The following is a 25,090-nucleotide window of genomic DNA, read 5'->3' as shown; positions in this document are numbered from 1 at the left end:
TTGACCTTATCCTTTTGCCGAAGCCGGATGCTCCCTCTCCCAGTGGTCGGCGATTTCCTGCCGCTTACACACCCAAACACGCTCATGTGATTCAACGTAATCGAGAAACCGCTGTAATGCGCGAAACCGTCCCGGACGGCCAAGTATCCGGCAGTGCATCCCAATCGACATCATCTTCGCAGAGGTTTCCCCCTCTTCATACAACACATCGAACGTGTCTTTCAGATAGGTATAAAACTGCTCGCCGGTGTTGAACCCCTGCGGGGAGGCAAACCGCATATCGTTAGTTTCCAGCGTGTACGGGATCACCAGATGCTGTTTGATTTCGCCGGAATCCAGTTTGACCGGTGTCCAGAAAGGCAGGTCATCGCCGTAGTAATCGCTGTCGTACTGGAAACCGCCCGACTGCGCGACCAGCTGCCGGGTATTCGGGCTGTCGCGGCCGGTATACCAGCCGAGCGGCGCTTTGCCGAATAAGTCACGCAGCACGGTGATGGCTTTTTCCATGTGCTCAGCCTCTTCGGCTTTGCTCATGTCCTGATAGTGGATCCAGCGCCAGCCGTGGCTGACAACGTCGTAATCTGCCGCTTTGATCGCGTTGACGATTTCAGGGTTGCGCGCCAGTGCCATCGCGACGCCGAAGACCGTCAGCGGCAGGCCGCGTTTCTGGAATTCATTGTGGATGCGCCAGAACCCGGCGCGGGAGCCATATTCGTACAGCGAATCCATCGACATATGCCGGTCAGGGAAACTGGCCGCGCCAATGATGTCTGAAAGAAATTGTTCGGAACCGGCGTCGCCGTGCAGGACGTTATTCTCCGCGCCCTCTTCGTAATTAAGGACAAACTGCACCGCGATGCGGGCGTTGCCGGGCCAGTTGGCATGCGGCGGGCGCCCGGCGTAGCCGATCAGGTCACGCGGGTATGCTTGGGTAAAACCATAATCAGACTCAGACATAATGATCTCTCAGATTCAGTCCGGCAAAACGGCCAGACAAGGGTTTTTCCAGCGGGTAATCCAGATCGCCGTGTTTACTGGTCGTCAGGCGCAACGCCGCCAGCGACTCCACCATTTTGACGGCGGCGCTGACGCCGTCGATCACCGGAATATTCAGCTCCAGCGTCAGCTCCTGCGCCAGATCGGCCATACCACCGCAACCGAGCACGATAGCCCCGCTGCCGTCGGTTTTTTTCGCCGCGATACATTGCTCACGCACTTTCTGCTGCGCCAGCCCGCTGCCGTCTTCCAGCGATAACACCGGCAGATCGATGGCGTGCAGCGCCGCGCAGTGACGCTCGAAACCGTACTGATGTAACAAATGACGGGCGATGGTCAGCGTGCGCGGCAACGTGGTGACGATAGAAAAACGCGTCGCGAGCATCGTTGCCAGATGCATCGCCGCTTCCGCGATGCCAATCACCGGACCGCGCGCCAGCTCGCGCGCGGCCAGCAAACCGGGGTCACCGAAACAGGCGATAATATGGCCGTCCACGCCCGCATCACGCCCGGCTTTCACCTGCTGTAAAACGCCCAGCGTCGCGATAGCCTCATCAAAATGCCCTTCTATCGACGGCGCGCCTTCTTGCGGGCACACCGCCATAATTTGTGTATCCCGCGCCGCGACCAAGCGCGCGGTTTGTGCCATCACTTCAGTCATCGCACGGCTGGTGTTCGGGTTGATAAGTTGTATACAAAGCGCACGCGACATCAGCATTTCTCCTGTGCGTTAACCGCCCGTTGGGAGGCAAAGATCTGTGCGAAATCCGGCATCTGTCCGTTGTTCTGCTCGAAACGCAGGCTGGCGACGATGCTGTCGAAATGATGCGCCATGCTTTCGGTCAGCGCGGCGATATCGCGCTTTTTCAGCAGATCGAGAAGATCGTCATGATCATGACAACGACAGCCCTGCTGCCACGGCGCGCCCCAGGCGGCGATCGCCAGGGAGGATCGTAACGTCAGCTGAGAGACCGATTCGGTCAGGACTCTATTGCCGGAAATGGCCTGAAGCTGAACGTGGAAAGCAGCAGAAAGACGGATCGCGGCCGCACCGTCGCGCGCTTCGTGGGCGCGCTTTTCTTCCTGCACCAGTTTTTTCATTGCCACCAGATGCGTGGACTGACAGCGGGCGATCACCAGCGGCAGATTGGCGCATTCAAGAATTTTTCGGGTGGCGAACACGTCGCGGGATTCTTCCGCATCCGGCGTCGTCACGTGCGCACCACGCTTGGGCAAGATCGTCACCAGTTGCACTGCGGCAAGGCGTTGCAACACACGTCGGATGCCGGTGCGGCTCACGGAAAATACCTCCGCCAGCGCTTCTTCCGGCAATTTGCTGCCAGGTAACAGCTGGTGTTCGACAATCGATTTCACCAGCGCGTTATAAATGTGGTCGTCCTTATCCTCGGTAAAATAGGCCGTATTCAGCCCGTTCCAACTGGTCATTGCCGTTACTCCGTATACCGTTCGTGTATTAATCGTATACATGAAATAGTTTTTTTGTATACAAAAAGTGAAATTTGGCCTGATTCGTGCAGTGCTCCTGTGACTGCTTTCATCTTTTGGCAGCCGGGATCCGGCTTCCGACTTTCACATGTTGTTTATGACAGGAGCACGATTTATGCCAAATCAGGAGATCACCTCCGCCACGGCGTCCTCTGAACAGAGCGCCGGGATCATCAAGCCTTATTACAGCCCGCGCCTGTGTAATGATGATTTAGCGCCAACGCGTCATCAAAACTGGAGCTGGTACAATATCTTTTCTTTCTGGATGTCTGATGTGCACAGCATGGGCGGATATGTCGTCGCAGCGAGTTTCTTCACGCTCGGCCTGACCAGCTGGCAGGTGTTGCTGTGTCTGTTATGCGGGATTTGTATCGTGCAGATTTGTGCAAACCTGGTCGCGAAGCCGAGCCAGCAGGCCGGTGTGCCCTACGCCGTGATTTGCCGTCAGGCATTCGGCGTGTTTGGCGCGAACATTCCGGCGGTCATTCGCGGACTGATTGCGTTCGCCTGGTACGGCATTCAGACCTATCTGGCGGCCAGCGCACTGATGCTGGTGTTGCTCAAATTCTTTCCGTCGATCACGCCTTTGACCGTGCCGCACTGGCTGGGTCTGTCGGCGCTGGGCTGGATCTGTTTCGGCATTATGTGGGTATTGCAGGCGATGGTGTTCTGGCACGGGATGAGCGCCATCAAACGCTTCATCGATGTGGCAGGCCCGGCGGTGTATGTCGTGATGCTGATGCTCGCGGGTTGGATCCTGTATAAAACTGGCCTGAGCAATATCTCGTTCACGCTTTCCACCAAAACGCTGACCGTTGGCCAGCAGGGCTGGGAAATGCTGACCGCCACCGCGCTGGTCGTCTCCTACTTCTCCGGCCCGCTGCTGAACTTCGGCGACTTCTCACGCTACGGCAAAAGCATGAGTGAAATCCGTCGCGGTAACCGCTGGGGTCTGCCGTTTAACTTCCTGCTGTTCTCCATTGTGACCGTGGTGATCGTCTCTGGTACACAATCTCTGTTCGGCCAGATGATCACCGATCCCATCGAAACCGTCAGCCGCGTGGGTAACAGCGTTGCCGTGGCTCTGGGCTTGCTGACGATGATTATCGCCACCATCGGCATTAACATCGTCGCGAACTTTGTGTCACCGGCCTTCGACTTTTCTAACTGCTCACCGCAGAAAATCAGCTTCCGCACCGGCGGGATGATCGCTGCTGTCGGTTCCGTATTGCTGACACCGTGGAACCTGTTCCAGTCACCAGAACTCATCCACTACACGCTGGACGTACTGGGCGCATTCATCGGGCCGCTGTTCGGGATTTTGCTGGTGGATTATTACCTGATCAAACGCGGCCAGATGGATGTCGATGCGCTGTTCAACGCCACGCCGTCGGGCCGTTACTGGTACCGCAACGGATTTAACCCGAAAGCCATCGCCGCGCTGGTGCCTGCCGTGGTGATTGGTCTGCTCATCAGCTTTACGCCGAGCCTGCATCAGGTGGCGAACTTCAGCTGGTTTATTGGCGCGTTGCTTTCCGGCGGCTGTTATCGCTTTATCGCCCGCAACGATCGCGTGACCAGCGGCGAGATGGGCTACCTGAAAACCGAAGCGGAATAATAAGACCGGTAAGGAAGGAACATTGCCAGGACGGCAGAAACGACGAAGCCCTGAGTGATTTCTCACTCAGGGCTTCTGAATAGTGGCGGAACGGACGGGGCTCGAACCCGCGACCCCCTGCGTGACAGGCAGGTATTCTAACCAACTGAACTACCGCTCCGCGTTTTGTTCTGGTTAAGAACGGAGCGGATATTAAGGAATCAGCGCCATCGCGTCAATGCTTTTCCTCTCGTTTTCAACCGACTGCACAGTTTTTCTGCATCCTGCGTATTTTAAGTGCAACGACCTGAAAATGAGGGCTCAGGAACGCCAGAGGCAACTGCCGCCCTTTTTCACCACCAAATCCAGACGCTCTTCATGCCACGTCAGCTCCTGCTCGCTGGCGTTAATCACTTTCAGCCCCGACGCCGGGCGTTTAATCCGCTGGATCCCCTGCCCGTCAGCACCCGTATTTTGCTCACCCTCGTGGGTGAACTTGATGCTGGTCTGGCCGCCGGTCATCATCAGATAAACTTCAGCCAGAATTTCGGAGTCAAGCAGTGCGCCGTGCAGCGTTCGTTTGCTGTTATCAATCAGGTAGCGATCGCTTAGCGCATCGAGGTTATTACGCTTGCCGGGAAACAGCTTACGCGCCATCGCCAGACTGTCGGTAATCTTACAGAATGTCTCCGTTTTCGGCAGATCACGTCCGAGCATGTCGAATTCGTAATCCATAAAGCCGATATCGAACGTCGCGTTATGAATGACGAGTTCGCCGCCGCGAATATACTCAATAAAATCGTCGGCGATGTCGGCAAACGTCGGCTTATCCGCCAGGAATTCGTCACTGATACCGTGAACGCCGAAGGCTTCGGGATCGATCAGACGATCGGGTTTGAGATAAACGTGGAAATTGCGGCCGGTCAGGCGGCGGTTTACCACCTCAACGGCACCGATTTCAATAATCCGGTGTCCTTCGTAATGGACGCCGAGTTTGTTCATACCGGTGGTTTCGGTATCGAGAACAATCTGTCTGGTAGGAGAAGAAATCATATTGCAGTGCTCGCAGCGCTCGTTTATGTCAGACTTGGCTTTTACATTTGATGGAAGAGTCTACCAGAGATGACCAAACAGGTAGAAATTTTCACCGACGGCTCCTGCCTGGGCAATCCCGGGCCCGGCGGTTTCGGTGCGATTTTACGCTACAAGCAACACGAAAAAGAGTTCAGCGCCGGTTTCCGGCTGACCACCAATAACCGCATGGAAATGATGGCGGCCATTGTGGCGCTCGAAGCGCTTTCCACGCCGTGTGAAGTGACGCTCAGCACCGACAGCCAGTATGTGCGCCAGGGGATTACCACCTGGATCCACAACTGGAAAAAGCGCGGCTGGAAAACAGCAGATAAGAAGCCGGTGAAAAACGTCGATTTGTGGAAGCGTCTCGACGCTGCCATTCAGACGCATCAGCTGAACTGGATGTGGGTAAAAGGCCATGCCGGTCACCCGGAAAACGAACGCTGTGACGTACTGGCAAAAGAAGCGGCGGGCAATCCGACGCTGGAAGATGTCGGGTATCAGGCAGAGAAGTAAGCGGCTGCGCGCCGCTCATTCTGCGTTTCGCCTCATCTGATCTCAGCCCGCTCGTTAACGCCTGCCTTATTTAGTCCCGATGATCTTTTCGATAATTCCGGGTCGCACCGACGGCCTGCGGGATTTTCTGCTTGTGCGCAGGCACCTTTTTGGCGGTTGGCGTCAGCGGGAAGGTGCGCTTGCGGGCGATGATCAGCGTCATACAGCCCAGCGCGGGCAAATGCGTGCTTAGCAGTTTCCCACCGTTCTTTTTCCACGGCAGCACATGAAAGCGCCGGTGAACCATCACTTCGTAATTTAATAATGAAAGCCAGTCGAGCAGACGCATCTGAGTAAACAGGCGGCTGGTGTAGGGCTGACGTTTGCGAAAAAATGGCATCAGCTTGCCAAGCCCCAACAGACTCAGCGGATTAAAGTTGCTCAGCACTATCCAGCCGTCATCGATAAGTACCCGATCCACTTCACGCAGAATGCGATGAGGGTCTTCGGCATAGGCCAACGTATGGCTGAGCAGGCAGGCATCCACGGATTTCGCGGCAAACGGTAAATAATAGGGATCACCCCTGACATGCAGCCCTTCACCCTGCGAGGCAAAATTCACCTGATGCGAAATAGGACAGGCTTCGGCGTTGAGTTCGGCACTTAATGCGCCGATTTTCAGCAGGTGAAAACCGTACAGTTTCCCCCACCAGGGTTGCAGTTGTTGCTCAAGCGCGGCACGGTAGTAGTCGCCGCACGGGATTTCATCCCATGAAGCCGGAGCAACAATGTTCTTACGGGCGCGGGCTGGTCGCATATTTTATTATCTTCTTTCAAGCAGTTGCCAAAGAGAGGTTGCCATGAATCTTATCAGTATTCCTGCGTTACAGGACAATTACATTTGGTTGCTCGATGACCAGCAAGGGCATTGTCTGATCGTTGATCCGGGCGAAGCTGCACCGGTATTAGCCGCGCTGAAATTGAAGAATTTAACCCCCACGGCCATCTTGCTGACCCATCATCATCATGACCATGTAGATGGCGTAAACGAGATTTGCAGCCACTTTCCTGCTGTAAAAGTGTACGGACCTCACGAAACTGAGGATAAATTTTGTCAGATTAGTCTTAAAAATGGCGAAAAAATGGAAATCGGCGGTCTGGAATGGCAGATCTTTGCTACGCCAGGACACACCTTAGGTCACATTTCATACTATAGCGCCCCTTATCTGTTCTGCGGAGACACGATGTTTTCCGCCGGCTGTGGCCGTTTGTTCGAAGGAACACCCGAGCAAATGTACCAGTCGTTTCAACGGTTAGCTGCACTGCCTGATGAAACATTAGTCTGCGCTGCACATGAATATACTCTCTCAAACCTTAAGTTTGCGCGGTCGGTTTTACCCGACGATGATGATATTCATTCTCATGAGCACAAAGTGCAACAAATGCGTGAAAAGGGGCAATCTTCCCTGCCTTCAACCCTCGGTCTTGAGCGTAAAATTAACGTGTTTTTACGTTGTGATGATGTTGATTTACAAAACAAATTAAACCTTAACGATCCGTTAAAACCTGCCTGGGGTGTTTTTGCCCATTTAAGGGCTCTCAAAGACAGCTTTTAAACCCAAAGGTTGTGTTTTTCGCGCAAGCAAAGTATTATCGCTCGTCTTTTAAGCAACTATGACACACACATGAAGGCATATGCGATCCTAATAATCGCCTCCATGTTGCTTACGGGTTGCCAGGCGTCCAGGCAGGGCGCGCAAGAACCCGAGCAATATGCGCAGAGTTTGTCTTCAGCAAGTCAAAGTGAAGAAGCAAGACAGTTCACAGGTGATGGCCGAGCGGCCTCTGGGGGATGGTTGAATGGAAACGACGCCGCCTCTCAGCAAAATTTGTGGAACTTCATTGGCGACGAGCTGAAGATGAAGGTTCCGGATAACCCCCGGATCCGCGAGCAAAGAGTTAAATATTTAAAGCAGAAGAGCTATCTCCACGATGTAACATTACGGGCAGAGCCGTACATGTACTGGATCACCGAGCAGATTAAGAAACGTAATATGCCGATGGAACTGGTACTGCTACCCATAGTGGAGAGCGCTTTTGACCCCAGAGCAACTTCGTCAGCTAACGCTGCCGGGTTGTGGCAAATTGTGCCAGAGACGGGTCGGAACTATGGTTTGAAACAAAACCAGTGGTATGACGGACGCCGCGATGTTGTGGCTTCGACAACTGCTGCGCTTGATATGTTACAACGCCTGAACAAGATGTTTGGTGGTGACTGGTTACTGACAGTGGCTGCGTATAACAGTGGTGAAGGTCGCGTGATGCAAGCGGTTAAAGCGAATAAAGCAAAGGGACTCCCGACTGATTTTTGGTCACTGTCGCTTCCTCGTGAAACGACGATTTACATCCCTAAGATGCTGGCGCTTAGCGATTTGTTAAAAAATAACAAGAAGTATGGAATTCGTTTGCCGAAACCGAGTGAAGACCGCGCACTGGCGCGTGTTGAAATCGGACAGCAGATGCAATTGACACAAGCGGCGGAAATGGCTGGTATGTCCCTGACCAAGCTTAAGTCGTTTAACACTGGCTACAAGCAGAATGTAACCGCGCCGAATGGCCCGCATTACATTGTTCTGCCGATGGCGCATGCCAACCAGTTAAAAGATTCTCTGGCTGATGGCGATATCGCCGCAGTGCAGAAAACTCAACTGGCCAGCAACACTCCGTCAGGTGCAAAACAGTACAAGGTTCGCTCCGGCGACAGCTTGTCCAGTATTGCAGCCCGGCTGAATGTGAAGTCTCGTGATCTACAGCGTTGGAACAATTTGCGCTCAGCAGGCGCGTTAAAAGTTGGGCAAACACTGCAGGTGGCGGATAACAGCGTCAGTAATACCAGTGTGAACGGTGGCAGCATCACGTATCAGGTACGTAAAGGCGATTCGTTGTCGAGCATTGCCAAGCGTCACGGCGTCAACATTAAAGATGTGATGCGCTGGAACGCGACAGCGGACAACCTGCAGCCGGGTAAAAAGCTAACGCTGTTTGTTAGCAACAAAATGAGCCCGGAGACCTGACAGGTTCCGACCATAAAAAAGCACCCTGAACATTCCGGGTGCTTTTTTTTATGCTTTTTTTTTGCAGGATGCGGTTACTGAATTAACGGTGTACCGGCCAGAAACTCCACCCGCAGCGGGTTATGGTCTGAGGCGCGGGTTTCCATCACCGAGGCGTTAGTGACGCTTAGGTCGCGATAGAAGATGAAATCCAGCGGCCTGCCAAAGGCGCGTTTACGGTAATCGGCAGGGAAACGCACTTCCTCCAGATGAATATTCCCCGCAAAGCCGAACAGCGCGTTAATACGCTGCTTGCTCCAGGCGTTGAAATCCCCCGCCATGATAACCGGCCCTTTATGGTTAGCGATCTGTTCGCCAATCGGCTCGAGCTGCTTGCTGTAAACGTCGATACCCAGACTGAAATTCACCGCGTGAATGTTCACAACCATCAGTAAACGACCGTCTAGCAGCGGATACACGGTGACGAGTGCCGATTTAGCGAGCCTCAGGAGTGGCTCACGCTCACGCAACGGGCAGCAGTAGACCGGATGTGCCGCAGACAGCGTCATCACGCCAGAGGGATGCTGAGGCAGCATGAACGCAGGCACCTGATCGGCGGCCAGATAATTGGACGTGGCGTAGCGGATCAGTTCCGGCGTAGTTTGCGCCTCCTGAAGTAACACCAGTTGGGCATCTTTGCCAAAATCCCGCAGTACTGACAGCCAGTCAGCACGCTGTTGTTTGAAGATATTCCACACCATGACGTGCAAAATATTCGAGTTGGGCAGCGCCGCGCCCGGCGGCAAATCCGGCCCCAAGTGTGCGAGGGCTCCCGGAAAGATTTGCTCAGCGGGCTGACCTGCGACATACCTCATTGCATATGTTTTTTTTCGCACGCTAATCGCCTGTTCACCCATTTTATTGATGCTATGTGAGAGACGTTCTCTCAGCGAAAGTTCAGTATACGCCCGCAAAAGCTCAGGCCAAATCTGTTTACACTGGTATACAACTTGTCCATATCTACAGGCTAGCATAAAAAAACGGCCCGCCAGAGGCGAGCCGTGATAACGCTTAACATAGACAGATCAGGCGAGTGCCGGTTTCCCCTTTTTATCTAAATATCCGCTCAGGCGGATGAGCAGCAATGCGCCGAGCACAATGACCGCGCCAATCCACGGCGTTTGCACCAGCCCAAGCGTTGACACCACTTGCCCGCCGATCACCGAACCTAATGCGATACCAATGTTAAACGCGGCGATATTCAGCCCCGAGGCCACGTCCACGGCGTTTGGTGTGACCTCTTCGGCTTTCTGCACCACGTAAACCTGTAATCCCGGCACGTTAGCGAAGGCGAAGATGCCCATCACCATCACCGTGATCAACGCCGGAATGCCGAAACCGGAGGTGAACTGGAAAACCAGTAATATCAGGGCCAGCGCAGTAAAGATGATCGTCAGGGCTTTTACTGCCCCGTGGCGGTCCGCCAGTTTACCTCCCCAGATATTGCCGATGGCGACAGAAATCCCATACGCCAGCAGGATCCAGCTCACCATGCCTGCCGAGAACCCGGCCTGCTCCTGCATCATCGGCGCTAAATATGTGAAGGTGGTGAACACGCCGCCGTAGCCGAGTGCAGTGACCGCATATATCAGCAGCAGGCGTGGATTCATCAGCACTTTTAGCTGTTCGGCAATACGCGCTGCCGGTTTGTTCTTGATGTTACTGGGCACCAGCATCGCGCTGGCAATAATCGCAATCACGCCAATCATCGATACTGCGAGAAAAGTTTCGCGCCAGCCAAAATGCTGGCCGATAAATGTCCCGAGCGGCACGCCGGTGACCAGTGCGACGGTCAGGCCGCCAAACATCAGCGCAATCGCCGACGCGGCTTTTTCTTTCGGCACCAGACTGGTGGCGATGGTCGCGCCAATTGAGAAGAACACGCCGTGCGCCAGTCCGGTCAGCAACCGCGCCATCACCAGCGTGTTGTAATTCGGAGACTGCCACGCCATCAGGTTGCCGAGCGTGAACAGCACCATCAGGCCGATCAGCAGAGCTTTGCGCGGTACGCGGCCAGTGAGCGCGGTCAGCACCGGTGCGCCAATCGCCACGCCGATGGCGTAAATGGAAACCAGCAAACCGGCGGATGGCACGGAGACGCCCAGTTGCTGCGCGATAGTCGGGATCAGCCCGACGATAACAAACTCAGTCGTTCCTATAGCAAACGCACTGATGGTCAGTGCTAATAGTGCAAGCGGCATAACCTTTACTCCACAATGAATTTCGATTCGATGGCGGCGATTATGGGCTTGTGCTTAAATGACAGAAATAGCCAAAGTATCAAATTATTTATGCTGGAGTAACAACAATGCGAGCCAGTTCTGAAGAGTTGTTGACCTTTGTCACCGTGGTGGAAAGCGGCAGTTTCAGCCGCGCAGCAGAACAACTGGGGCAGGATAATTCCGTGGTCAGCCGGACGCTGAAACGTCTTGAACAAAAGCTCGGCATCACCTTGCTCAACCGCACCACGCGTCAGATCAGCCTGACACACGAAGGCGAGCGGTATTTCGTCCGCGTGCAAAAAATCCTGCATGACATGGCCGCCGCCGAAGATGATTTGCTGGAGAACCGCGATGATCCGCAGGGATTGTTGCGCGTCGATGCCGCGACGCCGGTCATCCTGCACGTCATCACGCCGCTGGTAGCTGAATTTATTGAACGTTTCCCGAAAATGTCGCTGGCGCTGTTTTCTTCAGAGAGCAATATCAATCTGATCGACCACAAAGTGGATGTCGCGATCCGCGTCGGCGAACTCGAGGATTCGAGCCTGCGGGCCCGCAAACTGATGCTGAGCTACCGCAGCGTACTCGCCTCGCCCGCCTACCTGAAAAAGTGGGGAACGCCACAGAGCGTGGATGAGTTGCTAAAGCATCGTTGTCTGGGCTTTAACGAGGTGCTGGCGTTGAACAAATGGCCGCTGCTGTGCACCGACGGGCAGCAGCTGACCATCGCGCCGTTTATCAGCTCCGGCAGCGGCGAGACACTGCGCAGGCTGTGCCTGGAGGGTAACGGCATCGCCTGTCTGTCGGATTTTATGACCGAAGAGGATGTACAGCGCGGGGATTTAGTGAAATTACTGGTGCCGGAGGTTATGCGGATTGCGATGCCGCTGCATGCGGTGTATTACAGCGACCAGACGGTGAGTACCAGGATCCGGTGTTTTATTGATTTTCTGAGCGAAAAGCTCGCTAAAACTGATAAGTAATCGTACTTGATTGCGAGTGCCGGGCAATGGTGGGCTTTCAGGCAGTTCTGCTATTGCCACAAGTTCACCCGCTCAGATCATTCGTAAAAACCAACACTAAACCCTTTGCAAAAAATGGTGAGATGGCGCGATCAAAAAAACCTGCCGAACGGAGCGGCCTGAAGACCTGTGGCTTCAGGACCGAGAGAGGGAACCGCGCAGCGGCAGGGTTTTGCGCCACACGTGGAAGTCACAGAACACGTCCATCGTTCCAGCGACAGCGCGTGTTTGAAATAGCGGGGAGAGATCCAAGAGAGGGAAAGCACTTCCCTCTCTTGGTCGGTTTCGGCACGAAAAGCAAAGTGATCACTGCAAGTGAGAAACCGAAACATTCCCGCTCCCCTGAGCGCTCAACGCGCAATATCAAATTGCGTCCAGACGCGCTGAGTCTGAGAAATAAGCAATCCCGATCCCACATCAAACCCATATTCCTCCGGTGCCATCACTCCTTCCGAAACGGCGACTGCGGTCATCACCGCGCCTCTGACCCCACACCATAACCGGCTGTCGGTGTCAGGTTGAGTAGTAAATTTCCCGGCGGCGGGGTCGAGGCGGATCCGGTCCATCTGCCAGACGCTGCCGCCCTGCTGTTTGAGCCACGCCTCACGCAGGCACCATAGCTGCCAGAATGCCGTCTGCGGGCTAGCCTGCCCGAGCAGCCATTGAAATTCGGTGTCACTGAAAGCAGCCTGTGCGATATCCAGATAGCGCGGACGCGGGCGCATTTGCTCGACATCACAACCGGTTTCCCCGGCGGCGCAGAGCACCAGCTGCAGGCAGTTTTTACTGTGACTGAGGGAAAAAGAAGGTAAAGAAGGATCGACAAAATACGGTTTGCCCTGCGGCGAAATTTGCATCGCAGGCAGCATTTCGCACCCTGTGAAAGTGAATATCGCTTCGGCCAGCAACGCCCTGCCCGCCAGCCATTGCTGGCGGCGGGCGGAGTTCATGCCTTCACCTTGAACGATAAGATCATCAGGCAAGCGTGACAGCGAAAAGCGGTCATCCAGCGAGGCGGTAACCAGACGCGCAGTATTCATCCGTTACGGCCAGCGGCGGAAAACCAGCGACGTGTTAATGCCGCCGAAGGCAAAGTTATTCGACTGAATAAATTCAGTCTGAATATGCCGCGACTCGCTCATGATGTAATCGAGTTCGCCGCACAGCGGATCCGGCTGCGTCAGGTTGATAGTCGGTACAAACCGGTCTTCACGCATCATTTCCAGCGACATCCAGGCTTCCAGCGCACCACAGGCGCCAAGCGTATGGCCAAAGTAACTTTTCAGCGATGAAATTGGCGTTTTGTCGCCAAATACCGCCGCCGTTGCCTGACTTTCTGCGATATCCCCGCGATCGGTTGCCGTGCCGTGTGCACTGATATAACCGATCTCAGCCGCCGGAATACCGGCGTTTTTCAGCGATTTTTCGATACAAATTTGCATGGTCGATTGCTGTGGCTGCGTAATATGTGCTGCGTCGCAGTTAGTGGTAAACCCGACAATTTCGGCATAAATCGTCGCACCGCGCGCCTGTGCATGTTCGAGAGATTCGAGGATCAGTGCGCCTGCGCCTTCACCAATCACCAGACCATCTCGCTGTGCATCAAACGGACGCGGTGAGCGTTCAGGATGATCGTTCTGCTGGCTGGTGGCGAATAAGGTATCGAAGACAGCCGCTTCCGACGGACACAGCTCTTCTGCGCCGCCTGCCACCATTACGGTCTGGTAACCGTGTTTGATGGCTTCATAGGCGTAGCCGATGGCCTGACTGCCCGAAGTGCAGGCGCTGGACGTCGGGATCACCCGCCCTTTCAGGCCGAAGAACAAACCGGCGTTCACCGCCGTGGTGTGCGGCATCATCTGCACATACGTCGTGCCGGTGATGTTGTTGGTATGCTTTTCCGTCAGCATGGTCGCGAATTCGCTGACCGGCCCGGTGCTGCCGGTGGACGAGCCAAACGCAATGCCGGTTTCGCCGTCGGTCAGGATCGGGTCATCAAGCAAACCGGCCTGTTCCAGCGCCAGTTCGACCGCGCGGGTGGAAAGCAGCGAAACGCGCCCCATCGAGCGGATGCGTTTTCGCGTGTAATGCGCAGGCACCACAAAATCATCGACCGGTGCGCCGAGATGCGTATTCAGCCCCTGATAAATCAGCCATTCGTCCATGTGGCGAACAGCATTGCGGCCCTGTAGCAGGCGAGCACTGACGTCGGCCCAGTGGTTGCCAAACGCCGTAATCCCTTTCATCCCGGTGACCACCACACGATGCGTCATACCATGCCTCCGTTGATGGAAATCACCTGACGGGTAACGTAACCGGCGATGTCCGACATCAGATAGCTGGCCAGCCCCGCAACTTCCGCGGCGCTGCCCATACGCTTAAGCGGGATCATGCTCATGGCGGCGTCGAGCGCCGGTTTTTCCATGTCGAGCATGCCGGTATCAATCAGCCCTGGAGCGATGCAGTTGACGGTAATTTTGCGTTTCGCCAGCTCCAGCGACAGCGCTTTGCAGGCACCGATAATGCCCGCTTTGGCCGCGCTGTAATTGACCTGTCCGCGGTTGCCGGTGATACCTGAAACCGAGGAAAGCGCGATAATACGACCGCCCTGACGCAGGCCTATCATCGGCATTACGCAGGGGTGTAAAACGTTGTAGAAGCTGTCGAGATTGGTATGGATCACGCCGTCCCAGTCTTCGTCAGTCAGCGCCGGAAACGCCGCATCACGGGTGATGCCCGCATTATTTACCACGCCGTAATACGCGCCGTGAGCCTCGATGTCCGCCTCAATAACCTCGCGGCACTGCGCGCGGTGACTGATGTCAAACTGCACAATGCGCCCCTCACCGCCGGATTCGACGATCTGTTGCAAGGTACTTTCGGCGCCTGTTTTATCGCTGTGGTAGTGAATCGCTACCAAAAAACCGTCTTTCGCCAGCTGAATGGCAATGGCTTTGCCGATCCCTTTGCTGGCGCCGGTGACTAATACTGAACGCGTCATTCCTGCATCCCCTGAGTTAATTTTATTATTTCATCCTTGTCTGGCTGATACGTATTCAGCCGTCCTTTGGCAACCTGTAGGTTGTCTTGTTCGCCCTTAATACTGATAACACCTTCAAAGCTCGCGATTTTTTCATCGCGTAATACCATGGATACGTCGATCACTAATTCACTGCCCGCCGCAAATTCGGGCACAGTGCATTTCAGCCCGCGCCCGCCGAGCAGCATGCCTAACTGCGGCGATTCGCCGGAGTGCGCGCCATGCCAGCCACTCCAAACGCCTATCGTCTGTGCAATAAGTTCGAGAGCGTACCAGGCAGGCAGCGCGCCCTGCGCATTGAGAAACGGCGCCAGCACGCTGTCTTTCGAAACGTTCACGCTGCACCGTGCGGTTTCAGCGGTGACTTCAATCACGGTTTCCAGCAGCACCATCGGCGCGGCATGAGGCAAGAATTGCGCAGCGTGTTGAGTGCTCATGACGGCCTCCCGATCAGAATGCTGGCATTGTTCCCGCCAAAGGCGAAGGAGTTGGACAGGATAACCGGTTTGATGAGCGGCTCTCCGGCTTCTGCCAGCCAGATGTCCGGCAGGCTTGCATCCCGCGGCGTCAGCGCAAAATCCTGTTGCGGCAGACTAAGATTATGCGTAATGATAAGCCAGCTCAGCGCCGCCTCAGTCGCGCCCGCCGCTCCCAGCGTGTGGCCGGTGAGATGTTTGGTCGAACTGCACGGCGTGCGGTCACTGAACAAACGATGGATGACGGCGGCTTCCACCTGCTCATTAAGCGGCGTCGCGGTGCCGTGGGCGTTGATATAACCGACGTCATCCGCATTCAGTCCGGCCATATTCAGCGCCATGTTGATCGCACGCTCAGCCCCCAGCCCTTCCGGATGCGGCGCAGACATGTGCCACGCATCGGAGGATTCGCCCACTCCCAGCAGCGCCACATCCGCCGGTTCCCTGGTCAGCAGGATAAGCGCAGCGGCTTCCCCAATATTAATGCCGTCGCGGTTTTGCCCGAACGGTGTACATCGCCCGTGCGACAAGGATTCGAGACTGTTAAAGCCGTTGATCGGCATCCGGCACAGGCTGTCTGCGCCGCCGACGATGGCCGCATCCACCAGCCCGGATTCGATCAGCCGCTTTCCGCTGATGATGGCCCGCGCGCTGGACGAGCACGCCGTAGAAAGCGTGTAAGCCGGTCCGCTCAGATCCAAAAACTCAGCCATAAACTGCGAAGGATCGCCGAGCTCCTGTTGGGGATAATCATAACCCTGTGAGAATTCACCGTGCTGATGAAAATAGCGCACGGCCTCTTCACCCTCGGCAATCCCAGACGTACTGGTACCCATGATCACCGCAACGCGATCTTTACCGTACTGCGCGATCGCCGCCTGGATTTGTGTTTCGATCTGCGCCAGCGCGGCCAGTAAAAGCTGATTGTTACGGCTGCGGTGCGACAGGAGATCGGCCGGGATCGCGGGCAGATCGGCGGTGACCGCGCCGAGCCAGATCGGACGGTCTTCCGTCAGCCAGCCTTCCTGCAAAGTCATACCCGGCGAACTGCCCGTCGTAAGGCTTTGTGCAATCTGCGCAACGTCATTGCCCAGCGCATTCACCATGCCCACGGCCGAAAAGTAAATCATGTTAGTCACCGACATTCTGGATGGTTATCTGGTAGTGAAAAGCCTTCTGGGCAATAGACACGGGCTGACGCGTGCTGCCCTTCGGCAGGTAATCGATGCGTGTGATCGTATTGCCGTGGTTATCCAATAACGTACGGCGCAGCGGTTCATCTTTCAGTTGCCAGCCTGACGGCAACAGCGGTTGCCAGCTTTCTGCCGGCCAGTAGCTGAACATAATATCGGCCAGAACCTGATTTGCTGGAGGTAAACCGTCAATCTTTATCGCCTGTTCGGTGTGGATCCCCTGTTGATCGTAGACCACTTTGAACAGGCGGATCCCAAGCGGGGAGAGACCCGCCAGCTGCAATGATTTTCCATCGGCGTTTAGCAGAACCAGTAACGACTGCTGTTTGCCCTTCACGGTGGCGGTCAGCAGCTGCTGTTGATTCACCGGTGTTGCCAGCTGCGGCGACGGTAATTTCACCTGCACGCCGGGTTTCAGCCAGGCCTGCGGCAGCGTCTGTGCGGGAGGAGGAGTCGCACAGCCGCTGAGAGCCAGCATCAGAAAAGCCAGTGCCGGGAAAGTGAATCGGGTCATTTTTTACGTCCTCTTTTTTTAACCGGCAGGGTCAGCGGCGAAAGCAGGAAGGCAGTCAGAATGCCAAAACTCAGCACGATACCGAAACTGCTGATCGCCTGCGTGGCGCTGAAGACCAGCATCCCAAAGGTCAGCAATGTGGTCACGACGGCCATAAAAATCGCAAACATCGATGTGGTCGGCGTCCCGCGCGGATTGGTGAAGAACAGCGTGTAATTGATGCCAATCCCCAGCACCAGAATCAGCGCCAGCAACGAAAACAAATTAAGACTGTGGCCGCTGTAGCCCAGCGCCGCGACGCCCATGGCCAGCGAAAGAACGGTTGGCACCAGACAAATCAGCCCGTGTGGCAGGCGAAAGCGCCAGAGATAAATCGCGGCGATCACCGCCACCGCCAGACCGAGTAGCCAGGTCAGATAGACGCGGTACTGGGAAAAGAGACTGCTGAATTCGGTTTTGCGGTCGATCCAACCAGTACCCGCCGTCGACGCCGCCAGTGCGCCCATCGCGGCGCTGTCTTGTACGCCGTTCACCGGGATTAATGTGGCGCTGCGGCCATCGGGCAGGGAAAGCCATAACAGGCGCCACCCCTGACTGACGACGCTGTTAAACCACATCCGGGGATCCAGAGTTTGCGGGCTGAGATCGGGCGTCGATACACTGACACCCGCCTGTTGTAACTGTGTCACAACCTGTGGCGCGCGCTGTCTGAGCAGTGTTAAATCACGATTCTGTTGCGCCTGCGACGGCAGCCCGATCATCCGGTAGCCGTCGATCACGCCATCGGCTTTGGCCTTCGCCAGTTTCGGCCTTAACGCTTCGAGGCGTTGCAGCGTTTGCTCCGCGTTATCGCCGTACACTACCAGCCATTTCTGATCGTTGGTCTGACCGGTCAGCGCGGCAATTTGCTGTTCCTGCTGCTGTAACGCGGCGGGCAGGGATTGCAAATCGGCAATATCATCATTCACTTTTAGTTGTGCCATTCCGCCTGCCGCCAGCAGGAAAATGGCCAACGGCAGACCGATGCGCACCGCGTTGCGGCTACGCCACGCCAGAAGCCAGCGGAAGATCAGCGCCAGCCCCGGCGTCGGGCCAACTGGCAGACGTTTCGACAAATAGGGATACCAGCACATCACGGTAATACAGGCGGCGCTCAGCCCGGCAGCGGCAAACACCGCCAGCTGTTGCAGGCCGGGGAAGGGTGCAATCAACAGCATCAGATAAGCGGCCACCGTGGTCAGCAGCGCCATCGATAACGCCGGAAACAGCTTTTTCAGGCTTTCCAGCGGCGTAGTGTTTTCACCGTGGACTCGCCGCTCAGTGAGGAAGTACAGCGTATAGTCGGCAGAAATTCCGACGATGCTGGTACTGAGCACCAGCGTCATCACGTGGATTTCGCCAAACACACCCAGCGTAAAGACCGTGCCTGCGAGCGCACCAATCGCGATGGAAAGCAGGCTGAGCAGCATGGGCAGGATCGAGCGGAACATCAGTAAGATCAGCAGGAAGACACCGACAACCGACGCCACGCCGATGGTGGAAAGATCGTGTTCAGCCTGCTGGCTGGCGTAGTTGCTGTAAAAAATCGTGCCGCGCGCCAGCACTTTCGCCCCCGGCCAGCGGGCTTCAAAAGCCTGCTTTACCGCATTCAGGCTGGCAACGGTTTTCTTGCCGGTGGTGATGTCGTACGACGAGGCTTTCAGTTCGCCATGCAGCAAATACCAGCTGCGCCCCTGTTTGTCGCGGGCCATCAGCCAGCCTTGATCGAGCGTCATGCCGCCACTGTTTTGCTGCTGCGCCATCTGCGAGGCACGGACCAGCAACAGCGGATCGTTGGCCAGTTCTTTCCCGCTGACACCAGCAAACGCGGAATACACCTGACCAAGGATCCACTGGCTTTGCGCTTGCGCGCCCGTCGTTAAGCGCTGGCGGGTGGCATCGTCGAGCAAAGCGTTGCGGTGCTGATAGAAGAATTTGCCCCATTCCTGCTGGTGCTGCGTATCCATCGGCCCTTCGACCTGACTCAGTTCAGGCAGAGCCCGCAGCTGTTTCAGCCAGTCGTTGAGCGGTGCAACGCCCGCCTCCGGCGGCGGGCTGACCAGCCACATCAGCTGGCGATCGAGGCGCTGCGTAAAGCCATCAGAAATGGCATGTGGAATATTTTCTCCCTGCTGCTGCGGTAAAAGCGCCAGCACGCTGCTGTTGATCTGGCTGCGTGGCAATAGCCAGAACAACGCCGCCATCAGCAGCGCAATAATCAGCAGCCAGCCTTGTGCCGCGCGGCGATGAAGATCAGGACGCAAAATGGCGTTTCTCTTCATCGGTCAGCGTGGCTGGCGACGTTGTCTGATTGAAGAAGCGGATGTGCGTCGCGTCGCCCTGCATATCATTGATATCAATATTGTTCAGGAACGTTTCCCCATGTAGCTGGATGCTGCGGAACAGGCGGTTAAGAGGCGAGACTTTCGGGGTCAGAATTAGCGTCCATGCGCCCTTTCCAAGGTCAGTAAAGCCGAGCGTGAAGTTTTGCTCCAGCACGCGACGGTCGGCATGAAAAAGCGCACTGAGCAGCGAGTTGAACTGGAACATCTGCGGGTTGGTGTCCGCCGTAACGACCTGCGGATCCTGTCCGGCCATGATTTGCACCATGCGACTCTCGGTCAGTAATAAGGTCAGGCTGAAAGGTTTATCCTGCTGCCACCACAACCCCTGCTGCTGGGCGATAATCAGATTCCCGCTGGAGTTCAGCGGCTGCGCCATCCCGCTGATCGTCCGCTGCTGGGCAAATTCGGTGCGCAAAACCGGCACCTGGCTGAAACGCTGTTGCAAATCTTCCAGCGTGACCGCCTGAGCGGTGATGCTAAAAAGGGTTAGCAGAATAAGCAAAAGCGATCTCACAGGCTGACTCCCGTTTTATCGAACAAAACCTGCGGGGAGACGAAACACATCTCTTTAGTTTGCGCATCCACCGCCACCTGCAAGGTGTAACCGGTTGTCGTGCGTTTACCCGTTTCGATATCAAAGATCTGATAGCCGATCCGCAAACGATTTTCGATCTCTTCCAGCTGCGCGCGGACTTCAATGCGTTGTTCAAATAACACCGGCGCGATGTATTTCAGGCGCGTGTCGACAATCGGCCAGACGTAGCCAGAGGCCTGCATCTGGCGGTAACCGTAGTCGAACTGTTTCAGCAACTGTTCGCGGGCAATTTCCAGATAACGGAAATAATTACCGTGCCAGACGACGCCCATCGCATCGGCGTCATGAAAAGGCACGGTGATTTCAACACGGGTGGAAAAACGCGGCTCGTTAAAACGGGGATCAAGTTTGGACGTCATATCAGTCAGGTTTCCTGTCAGAGGCATCATCCGCGGGATGCTGCCAGAAATCATAAAAATTGAACCAGTCATGAGGCGCAAGCAGGCTGTAATGCTCCAGACGTGCAGCGAAGCAGTCAACCGCCTCCTGCAATGCCGGCAGACGATGAGCTCGCGGAAGGATAAGCGGGTCGGCAAAAGACTCACAATAAATATGCAGACGCTGTTGCTGCATGATGCCAAATATCAGCATGACCGGCGCACGCAATGCGGCGGCCAGAATAAAAGGCCCTTGCGCAAAGGCGGCCGGCTTACCCAGAAAATCACTCCAGATGACGCGGGAATGATCGCCCCGCTGGTGCGAACTGGCAGACGTACGGTCGCCGACAATCGCCACCCATTCTCCGGCATCGAGCTTTTCCTGCAAAAGGATGGCGGTATCCGGCCCCATCTTGCTCACCTGAATCAGATTCACCAGCGCCTGCGGGTTGATCTCTTTCATCACCTGATTAAAGCGTTCGGCATTATCGGTGAAAACCAGTGCATTAACGGTTATCTGATAATTAAGTGCGCCTATCGCGCGGCAGGATTCGATATCGCCCAGATGAGAGGCCAGGATCAGCGTGCCGCGACCGGAGGCAATATGCGCTTCGCAAATTTCAGGATGCACCAGCACCGCATCGGTCAGGGTGTTATCGCCCTGCCAGCTCGCCAGTTTACTCAGCATTGATTCACCAAATCGCATGAAATGCCGGAAGGTGCTGAGCGGATAAGGCAGCGTGATATTACGCTGTGCAGCTGTTTCGCGAATGCGGTCGAGATAGCGGGCGGAGGCCGTGCGCTGAGTGCGGCCGGTCAGCCAGAAGTAGCCGATCACCGGGTAAAGCAGTACGCGAAAAGCGCGATAGCCAAGCAAGCGATAAACGTTGAGCATCAGACGGATGCCCCACAATCCCTGACGTTCCGGCGTCGCAGACCAATGTTCGTTGTTCTGCGAACTTTGCCGCTGACGCAGTAAAAACGGTATGCGCGGCAGCATGCCAAAAAACAGCCGGGTGTGCATCCAGGAGATCTTAATGTTGTCTTTCACCGCATCAAAATGCGAAACGCCATCGGCGGGATAAGTCACCCGCGTCGGCAGGAAGCGGCTGCGTGTTCCCTGCCAGTAAAGGCGCACCATAATTTCCGTATCGAAATCCATCCGCAGCCCCAGACGGTGTTTCGCCATCAGCGCCAGACATGGCTTCAGAGGATAAACACGAAACCCGCACATGCTGTCTCTGATCGAGAAAGACAGAGTTTCCACCCACACCCAGAAATGGGTGACGTAACGACCATACAGCCGCGATTTGGGCACGCTGTCGTCATATACCGGCTGGCCGGAGATCAGACTATCCGGATGTTGACGGGCTTCTTCCAACATCGCGGGCACGTCTGACAGCTGATGCTGACCGTCCGCATCGACCTGGATGGCATGCGTAAAACCTTTCTCAGCGGCCAGCTGTAACGCGGCCATCACCGCCCCGCCCTTGCCCTGATTCGACGGCAAACGCGTCAGGCTCATCCAGGGTGTTATCGCGGACAGACGTTCCAGTTCATCGGCGGTCGCCGCATCACTGCCGTCATCCACCACCAGACAGGGCAAATCGAAAGGCCGGAGACGTTCCAGCACATCTGCCATCATGGCCCCGTGGTTGTAACAGGGAATAATCAGGCAGGGAGAAAATTCATCTTGTTGGTTCATGGACATAGGATAATTTTCCCGCTGCTGGCGACCGCGTCGCCGAGACTGTAACGGAAAACCAGCCGATGTTTTTCTTTCAGCCAGTCGATTTGCACATTGACGATTTGACCGGGCAGTAATGGACGCTGAAATTTCACTACGTCCATACCGTAAAAAACCTTATCCAGCCCGAGAAACGCGCTGGCATAATCCATCACCCAGTTTACCTGCGTGACGCCGGGCAAAATCGGCGAAGACGGAAAATGGCCACGGAACCAGAATAAATCTGCTGAGAGCTGCAGTTGAAGGCTCAGGCTGGTGTCGCTGATTTTTTGCTGGCTCAGCACGTCAGGCATCATCATAAAAACATTTCCTGTAATTCAGCCGCAGGGAGTTTGCCTTGTTGGTTAAGAGGGATAGCCGGAACAATGCGCCAGTAACGCGGGATGGAAACCGGTGAAAGCCAGGTGCGCAGCATCTGGCGCAGCGTGCCGATAAACGGGTTGTGTCCCAGCTCGCGCCGCTGCTCTTCACCGGCTGCGGTCAGAACAAGCACGGCAGCAACGCAGACCCGTCCCTGCTTTTCGAGCGTCAATGTGCAGGCTTCGGATACCAAAGCCAGTCCACACAACCGCTGTTCAATCTCATTTAACGAAATCCGTTGCTCAGCGATCTTCACTACCCGATCTTTACGGCCAAGCAGGTGGAATTGTCGCTGATCTGGCAGGGTATCGACCTCATCACTGAGGATGATACCCTCTGTTTGCGGGATCAGCGGAGACAGCAGGCTCAGAGTGCCGTCAGCGCGGTGGCTAAAATGTATATCGTCGAACAGCGTCCAGGGTACATCCGGCAAGCGATGCGCAATCACCCCGGTCTCGGTGGTGCCATAGATTTCTACGGGAACCGAACCGCAGGTGGCTTTAGCCAATACAGCGGCGTCGCGCGTCAGGGGTCCGCCTGCCGAAAAGATTTGCCGCAACTTTGCAGTTTCCAGTGAGGGATCCAGCCGTGTGAGAAATGCCGGGCTGCTGGTAAGTACTAAAGGATGGGCGCAGGCAAGCGCCTGCAACTGTTCGTGATATTCGATGCTTTTCGTATAAAAAGGCAGGCCGAGAGACAGCGGCAGCATAAAGGCGAATGTCAGGCCATACATGTGATGTGGGGCAACGGTGGCGGCGAAATACGCCCCTTCAAGATCTTCGCCCCAAAGTGTGGCGAGCCACTGACTTTCGCGTTCCAGGCAAGCTACCGGTTTAGTGATTTTTTGCGGTTTTCCAGTCGAGCCTGAGGTAAATAAAATCAGCGAGGCGTGCTGCGGCCATTCCGGCAAAGAAGAAGAAAAAGAGTCAGCGGTTTCGCAGGAAAATGACAGCGTCGGGCAATCTAGCTTAAGTGGAAGATCGGTGATCAGCGCGTCGAATTCATCCCGCTGTTCAGCCAGCACGGCTTGACGAAAATGGCCGGGCAACACCGGCGTTTTACTACTGTAGAGAAGCGCCAGCAGCGTAACGGCAAATGCATAGTTATCTTCCAGACACACCGCCCAGCGCAACGACGGTAAGGCCTGTAGTTTCGTGATAAGCGACAAGACATCACGACGGAATTCGCGCTGTCGCCATTGACGACTTTCGCTCCAGGCGACCAGATGATCATCAGCTCTTTGCGTACTTAGCCATTGATTCATTGGAAGCGTCATGACCGCTGCAGACGCTTTCTGACTGTCCATTCAATACCCATTAATAAGCCAATTAGCAGATAACTGATCCCGCCGTTATAAAGCGCCCACAGACCCACATCGCCGTTCAGGCAGGTATATAAAGCCAGAGAACCATTAAACACAAAGAAGATGCACCAAACTTGCGTGACGCGTCGGGTATAACTTACCCCTGCGGGCGGTAAATCAGGTTCACTGAGCCGGGCAAGGCGTTCCACAATGGATTGCCGGGCACGCAATGAACTGAAAAATAAAATGAACAGCAATAAATTCACCGCGACCGGGTAATACAACAACAGGGAGGTTTCGCGTAACAAGACGCTGATGGCCACCAGCGCAATGCCCGCTAACGCAATCGCTTTACCAAAAAAAGTCAGCTGGCTGAGCTTTCCGCGAAAGGTCAGCAAACGCAGAATAAAAACGCTCCCAAGCAGCGGAGTAAGAATACCCATCCCCCAGGTTTTCAATCCGCACCAAACCGCTATCGGATAGGCAACTATCGCCAGGATAGTTACCCATCGGATAATTGAGGCGACAGAGTCCCGGGCCTTAGACACGTCAGTTACTCAGCGGGCGTGTTAAGTAACTCATCAATGGCATCCACGACGTCCTGAACGGTGCGCACTGACTTAAACATTTCTGGCTTAATCTTTCTGCCGGTGGTTTTCTGCAAATGAACAACCAAATCGACAGCATCAATGCTGTCCAATTCCAGATCTTCATATAATTTTGCATCTGGTTTGATATCACTTTCATCCACTTCAAACAGCTTGATTAATAACTCGCTAATCTGCTGGTAAATTTCTTGCTTCTGCATAGGACTCTCTTTAACCACGCTGCACTGATATAAACCGGGCGAGGCTTTCTACAGAATAAAAATGCTGGCGCATTTCCTGGCTTTCTGCCGAAAGGGTCACGCCGTATTGCTTTTTAAAAGCCAAACCTAATTCAAGGGCATCAATAGAATCGAGTCCCAAACCATCACCGAAAAGCGGCGCCTCTGTCTCTATCTCATCCGGCGTCATTCCCTCCAGATTGAGGGTCGTAATGATCAGTTCTTTTATCTCGTGACTTAATGAATCCAT

27 protein-coding genes and 1 tRNA gene are annotated in these 25,090 nt (G+C 55.2%); 5 read left to right on the top strand and 23 right to left on the bottom strand.

Annotation, left to right across the window (positions count from 1 at the left end):
- Window positions 1–6: 6 nt before the first annotated feature.
- Genes puuE through I2123_RS06640 form a run of 3 tightly spaced genes read right to left on the bottom strand, consistent with a single transcriptional unit; the run spans window position 7 to window position 2,442 of the window.
- Window positions 7–957, bottom strand: a complete 951-nt coding sequence (gene puuE / locus I2123_RS06650) for an allantoinase PuuE (protein WP_213052030.1) — start codon at window positions 955–957, stop codon at window positions 7–9.
- Complete coding sequence (locus I2123_RS06645) at window positions 950–1,708, bottom strand: aspartate/glutamate racemase family protein (RefSeq protein ID WP_213052029.1); 759 nt, start codon at window positions 1,706–1,708, stop codon at window positions 950–952. Before I2123_RS06645 ends, puuE begins: the two co-directional genes overlap by 8 nt.
- Window positions 1,708–2,442, bottom strand: a complete 735-nt coding sequence (locus I2123_RS06640) for a GntR family transcriptional regulator (RefSeq protein ID WP_213052028.1) — start codon at window positions 2,440–2,442, stop codon at window positions 1,708–1,710. The genes I2123_RS06645 and I2123_RS06640 overlap by 1 nt, the downstream gene beginning before the upstream one ends.
- Window positions 2,443–2,617: 175 nt before the next feature.
- Here I2123_RS06640 and I2123_RS06635 point away from each other — a divergent pair, with 175 nt between their 5' ends.
- Window positions 2,618–4,120, top strand: coding sequence for an NCS1 family nucleobase:cation symporter-1 (locus I2123_RS06635; RefSeq protein ID WP_112169148.1), 1,503 nt, complete (start codon window positions 2,618–2,620; stop codon window positions 4,118–4,120).
- A gap of 83 nt (window positions 4,121–4,203) precedes the next feature.
- Here I2123_RS06635 and I2123_RS06630 read toward each other — a convergent pair.
- A tRNA-Asp gene (locus tag I2123_RS06630) sits at window positions 4,204–4,280 on the bottom strand.
- Between the two features lie 140 nt (window positions 4,281–4,420).
- A complete protein-coding gene (dnaQ, locus tag I2123_RS06625; protein ID WP_213052027.1) occupies window positions 4,421–5,152 on the bottom strand; it encodes a DNA polymerase III subunit epsilon in 732 nt (243 codons plus the stop codon).
- Between the two features lie 69 nt (window positions 5,153–5,221).
- Between dnaQ and rnhA the strand changes: the two genes are divergently transcribed.
- Complete coding sequence (rnhA, locus tag I2123_RS06620; RefSeq protein ID WP_112169144.1) at window positions 5,222–5,689, top strand: ribonuclease HI; 468 nt, start codon at window positions 5,222–5,224, stop codon at window positions 5,687–5,689.
- 70 nt (window positions 5,690–5,759) lie between these two features.
- On the opposite strand, the gene I2123_RS06615 is transcribed toward rnhA, so the two are convergent.
- A complete protein-coding gene (locus tag I2123_RS06615; protein ID WP_112169142.1) occupies window positions 5,760–6,485 on the bottom strand; it encodes a class I SAM-dependent methyltransferase in 726 nt (241 codons plus the stop codon).
- Between the two features lie 43 nt (window positions 6,486–6,528).
- Between I2123_RS06615 and gloB the strand changes: the two genes are divergently transcribed.
- Together gloB and mltD are read left to right on the top strand one after the other, a co-directional pair.
- A complete protein-coding gene (gloB, locus tag I2123_RS06610) occupies window positions 6,529–7,284 on the top strand; it encodes a hydroxyacylglutathione hydrolase (RefSeq protein WP_112169140.1) in 756 nt (251 codons plus the stop codon).
- A 69-nt stretch (window positions 7,285–7,353) separates the two neighbouring features.
- The gene (gene mltD, locus I2123_RS06605; protein WP_112169138.1) at window positions 7,354–8,742 is read left to right on the top strand and encodes a murein transglycosylase D; all 1,389 of its coding nucleotides are present in this window, start codon (window positions 7,354–7,356) and stop codon (window positions 8,740–8,742) included.
- A gap of 74 nt (window positions 8,743–8,816) precedes the next feature.
- On the opposite strand, the gene I2123_RS06600 is transcribed toward mltD, so the two are convergent.
- Window positions 8,817–9,617: an endonuclease/exonuclease/phosphatase family protein gene (locus tag I2123_RS06600; protein ID WP_112169159.1), complete on the bottom strand. Its 801-nt coding sequence runs from the start codon at window positions 9,615–9,617 to the stop codon at window positions 8,817–8,819.
- Between the two features lie 189 nt (window positions 9,618–9,806).
- Window positions 9,807–10,982: an MFS transporter gene (locus I2123_RS06595; protein WP_213052026.1), complete on the bottom strand. Its 1,176-nt coding sequence runs from the start codon at window positions 10,980–10,982 to the stop codon at window positions 9,807–9,809.
- Between the two features lie 107 nt (window positions 10,983–11,089).
- Here I2123_RS06595 and yafC point away from each other — a divergent pair, with 107 nt between their 5' ends.
- The gene (yafC, locus tag I2123_RS06590; protein WP_213052025.1) at window positions 11,090–11,986 is read left to right on the top strand and encodes a DNA-binding transcriptional regulator YafC; all 897 of its coding nucleotides are present in this window, start codon (window positions 11,090–11,092) and stop codon (window positions 11,984–11,986) included.
- Window positions 11,987–12,375: 389 nt separating this feature from the next.
- On the opposite strand, the gene I2123_RS06585 is transcribed toward yafC, so the two are convergent.
- The 15 genes from I2123_RS06585 to I2123_RS06515 are packed head-to-tail and all read right to left on the bottom strand — an operon-like array spanning window position 12,376 to window position 25,090.
- Window positions 12,376–13,065 carry a 4'-phosphopantetheinyl transferase superfamily protein gene (locus I2123_RS06585; protein ID WP_213052024.1) on the bottom strand — a complete coding sequence of 230 codons (690 nt, stop codon included), beginning with the start codon at window positions 13,063–13,065 and terminating at the stop codon, window positions 12,376–12,378.
- Between the two features lie 3 nt (window positions 13,066–13,068).
- Window positions 13,069–14,298: a beta-ketoacyl-ACP synthase gene (locus I2123_RS06580; protein ID WP_213052023.1), complete on the bottom strand. Its 1,230-nt coding sequence runs from the start codon at window positions 14,296–14,298 to the stop codon at window positions 13,069–13,071.
- Window positions 14,295–15,026, bottom strand: a complete 732-nt coding sequence (locus I2123_RS06575; RefSeq protein ID WP_213052022.1) for a 3-ketoacyl-ACP reductase FabG2 — start codon at window positions 15,024–15,026, stop codon at window positions 14,295–14,297. The genes I2123_RS06580 and I2123_RS06575 overlap by 4 nt, the downstream gene beginning before the upstream one ends.
- Window positions 15,023–15,502, bottom strand: coding sequence for a hotdog family protein (locus I2123_RS06570; protein ID WP_213052021.1), 480 nt, complete (start codon window positions 15,500–15,502; stop codon window positions 15,023–15,025). The genes I2123_RS06575 and I2123_RS06570 overlap by 4 nt, the downstream gene beginning before the upstream one ends.
- Window positions 15,499–16,671 carry a beta-ketoacyl-[acyl-carrier-protein] synthase family protein gene (locus tag I2123_RS06565; RefSeq protein WP_213052020.1) on the bottom strand — a complete coding sequence of 391 codons (1,173 nt, stop codon included), beginning with the start codon at window positions 16,669–16,671 and terminating at the stop codon, window positions 15,499–15,501. The genes I2123_RS06570 and I2123_RS06565 overlap by 4 nt, the downstream gene beginning before the upstream one ends.
- A gap of 1 nt (window position 16,672) precedes the next feature.
- Window positions 16,673–17,248: a DUF3261 domain-containing protein gene (locus I2123_RS06560; protein WP_213052019.1), complete on the bottom strand. Its 576-nt coding sequence runs from the start codon at window positions 17,246–17,248 to the stop codon at window positions 16,673–16,675.
- Window positions 17,245–19,551, bottom strand: a complete 2,307-nt coding sequence (locus tag I2123_RS06555; RefSeq protein ID WP_213052018.1) for an MMPL family transporter — start codon at window positions 19,549–19,551, stop codon at window positions 17,245–17,247. Before I2123_RS06555 ends, I2123_RS06560 begins: the two co-directional genes overlap by 4 nt.
- Window positions 19,541–20,146, bottom strand: a complete 606-nt coding sequence (locus tag I2123_RS06550) for a LolA family protein (protein ID WP_112169119.1) — start codon at window positions 20,144–20,146, stop codon at window positions 19,541–19,543. Before I2123_RS06550 ends, I2123_RS06555 begins: the two co-directional genes overlap by 11 nt.
- Window positions 20,143–20,586, bottom strand: coding sequence for an acyl-CoA thioesterase (locus I2123_RS06545; protein ID WP_112169117.1), 444 nt, complete (start codon window positions 20,584–20,586; stop codon window positions 20,143–20,145). Before I2123_RS06545 ends, I2123_RS06550 begins: the two co-directional genes overlap by 4 nt.
- Before the next feature lies 1 nt (window position 20,587).
- Window positions 20,588–22,309 carry a glycosyltransferase family 2 protein gene (locus I2123_RS06540; RefSeq protein ID WP_112169115.1) on the bottom strand — a complete coding sequence of 574 codons (1,722 nt, stop codon included), beginning with the start codon at window positions 22,307–22,309 and terminating at the stop codon, window positions 20,588–20,590.
- Window positions 22,306–22,650: an ApeI family dehydratase gene (locus I2123_RS06535; protein ID WP_213052017.1), complete on the bottom strand. Its 345-nt coding sequence runs from the start codon at window positions 22,648–22,650 to the stop codon at window positions 22,306–22,308. Before I2123_RS06535 ends, I2123_RS06540 begins: the two co-directional genes overlap by 4 nt.
- Complete coding sequence (locus tag I2123_RS06530) at window positions 22,647–24,017, bottom strand: AMP-binding protein (protein WP_244879886.1); 1,371 nt, start codon at window positions 24,015–24,017, stop codon at window positions 22,647–22,649. Before I2123_RS06530 ends, I2123_RS06535 begins: the two co-directional genes overlap by 4 nt.
- Complete coding sequence (locus I2123_RS06525; RefSeq protein WP_244879885.1) at window positions 23,984–24,562, bottom strand: COG4648 family protein; 579 nt, start codon at window positions 24,560–24,562, stop codon at window positions 23,984–23,986. The genes I2123_RS06530 and I2123_RS06525 overlap by 34 nt, the downstream gene beginning before the upstream one ends.
- A 5-nt stretch (window positions 24,563–24,567) precedes the next feature.
- Window positions 24,568–24,822 (bottom strand): acyl carrier protein, encoded by a 255-nt coding sequence (locus tag I2123_RS06520; RefSeq protein ID WP_112169111.1) that lies wholly within the window; start codon window positions 24,820–24,822, stop codon window positions 24,568–24,570.
- 10 nt (window positions 24,823–24,832) lie between these two features.
- Window positions 24,833–25,090, bottom strand: a complete 258-nt coding sequence (locus tag I2123_RS06515; protein ID WP_112169109.1) for a phosphopantetheine-binding protein — start codon at window positions 25,088–25,090, stop codon at window positions 24,833–24,835.

Source organism: Rahnella inusitata, from assembly GCF_018288855.1.
Taxonomy (GTDB): Bacteria; Pseudomonadota; Gammaproteobacteria; order Enterobacterales; family Enterobacteriaceae; genus Rahnella; species Rahnella inusitata.
The sequence above is the reverse complement of the archived record's forward strand: the minus strand, read 5'-3'. Positions and strand labels throughout refer to the sequence as shown.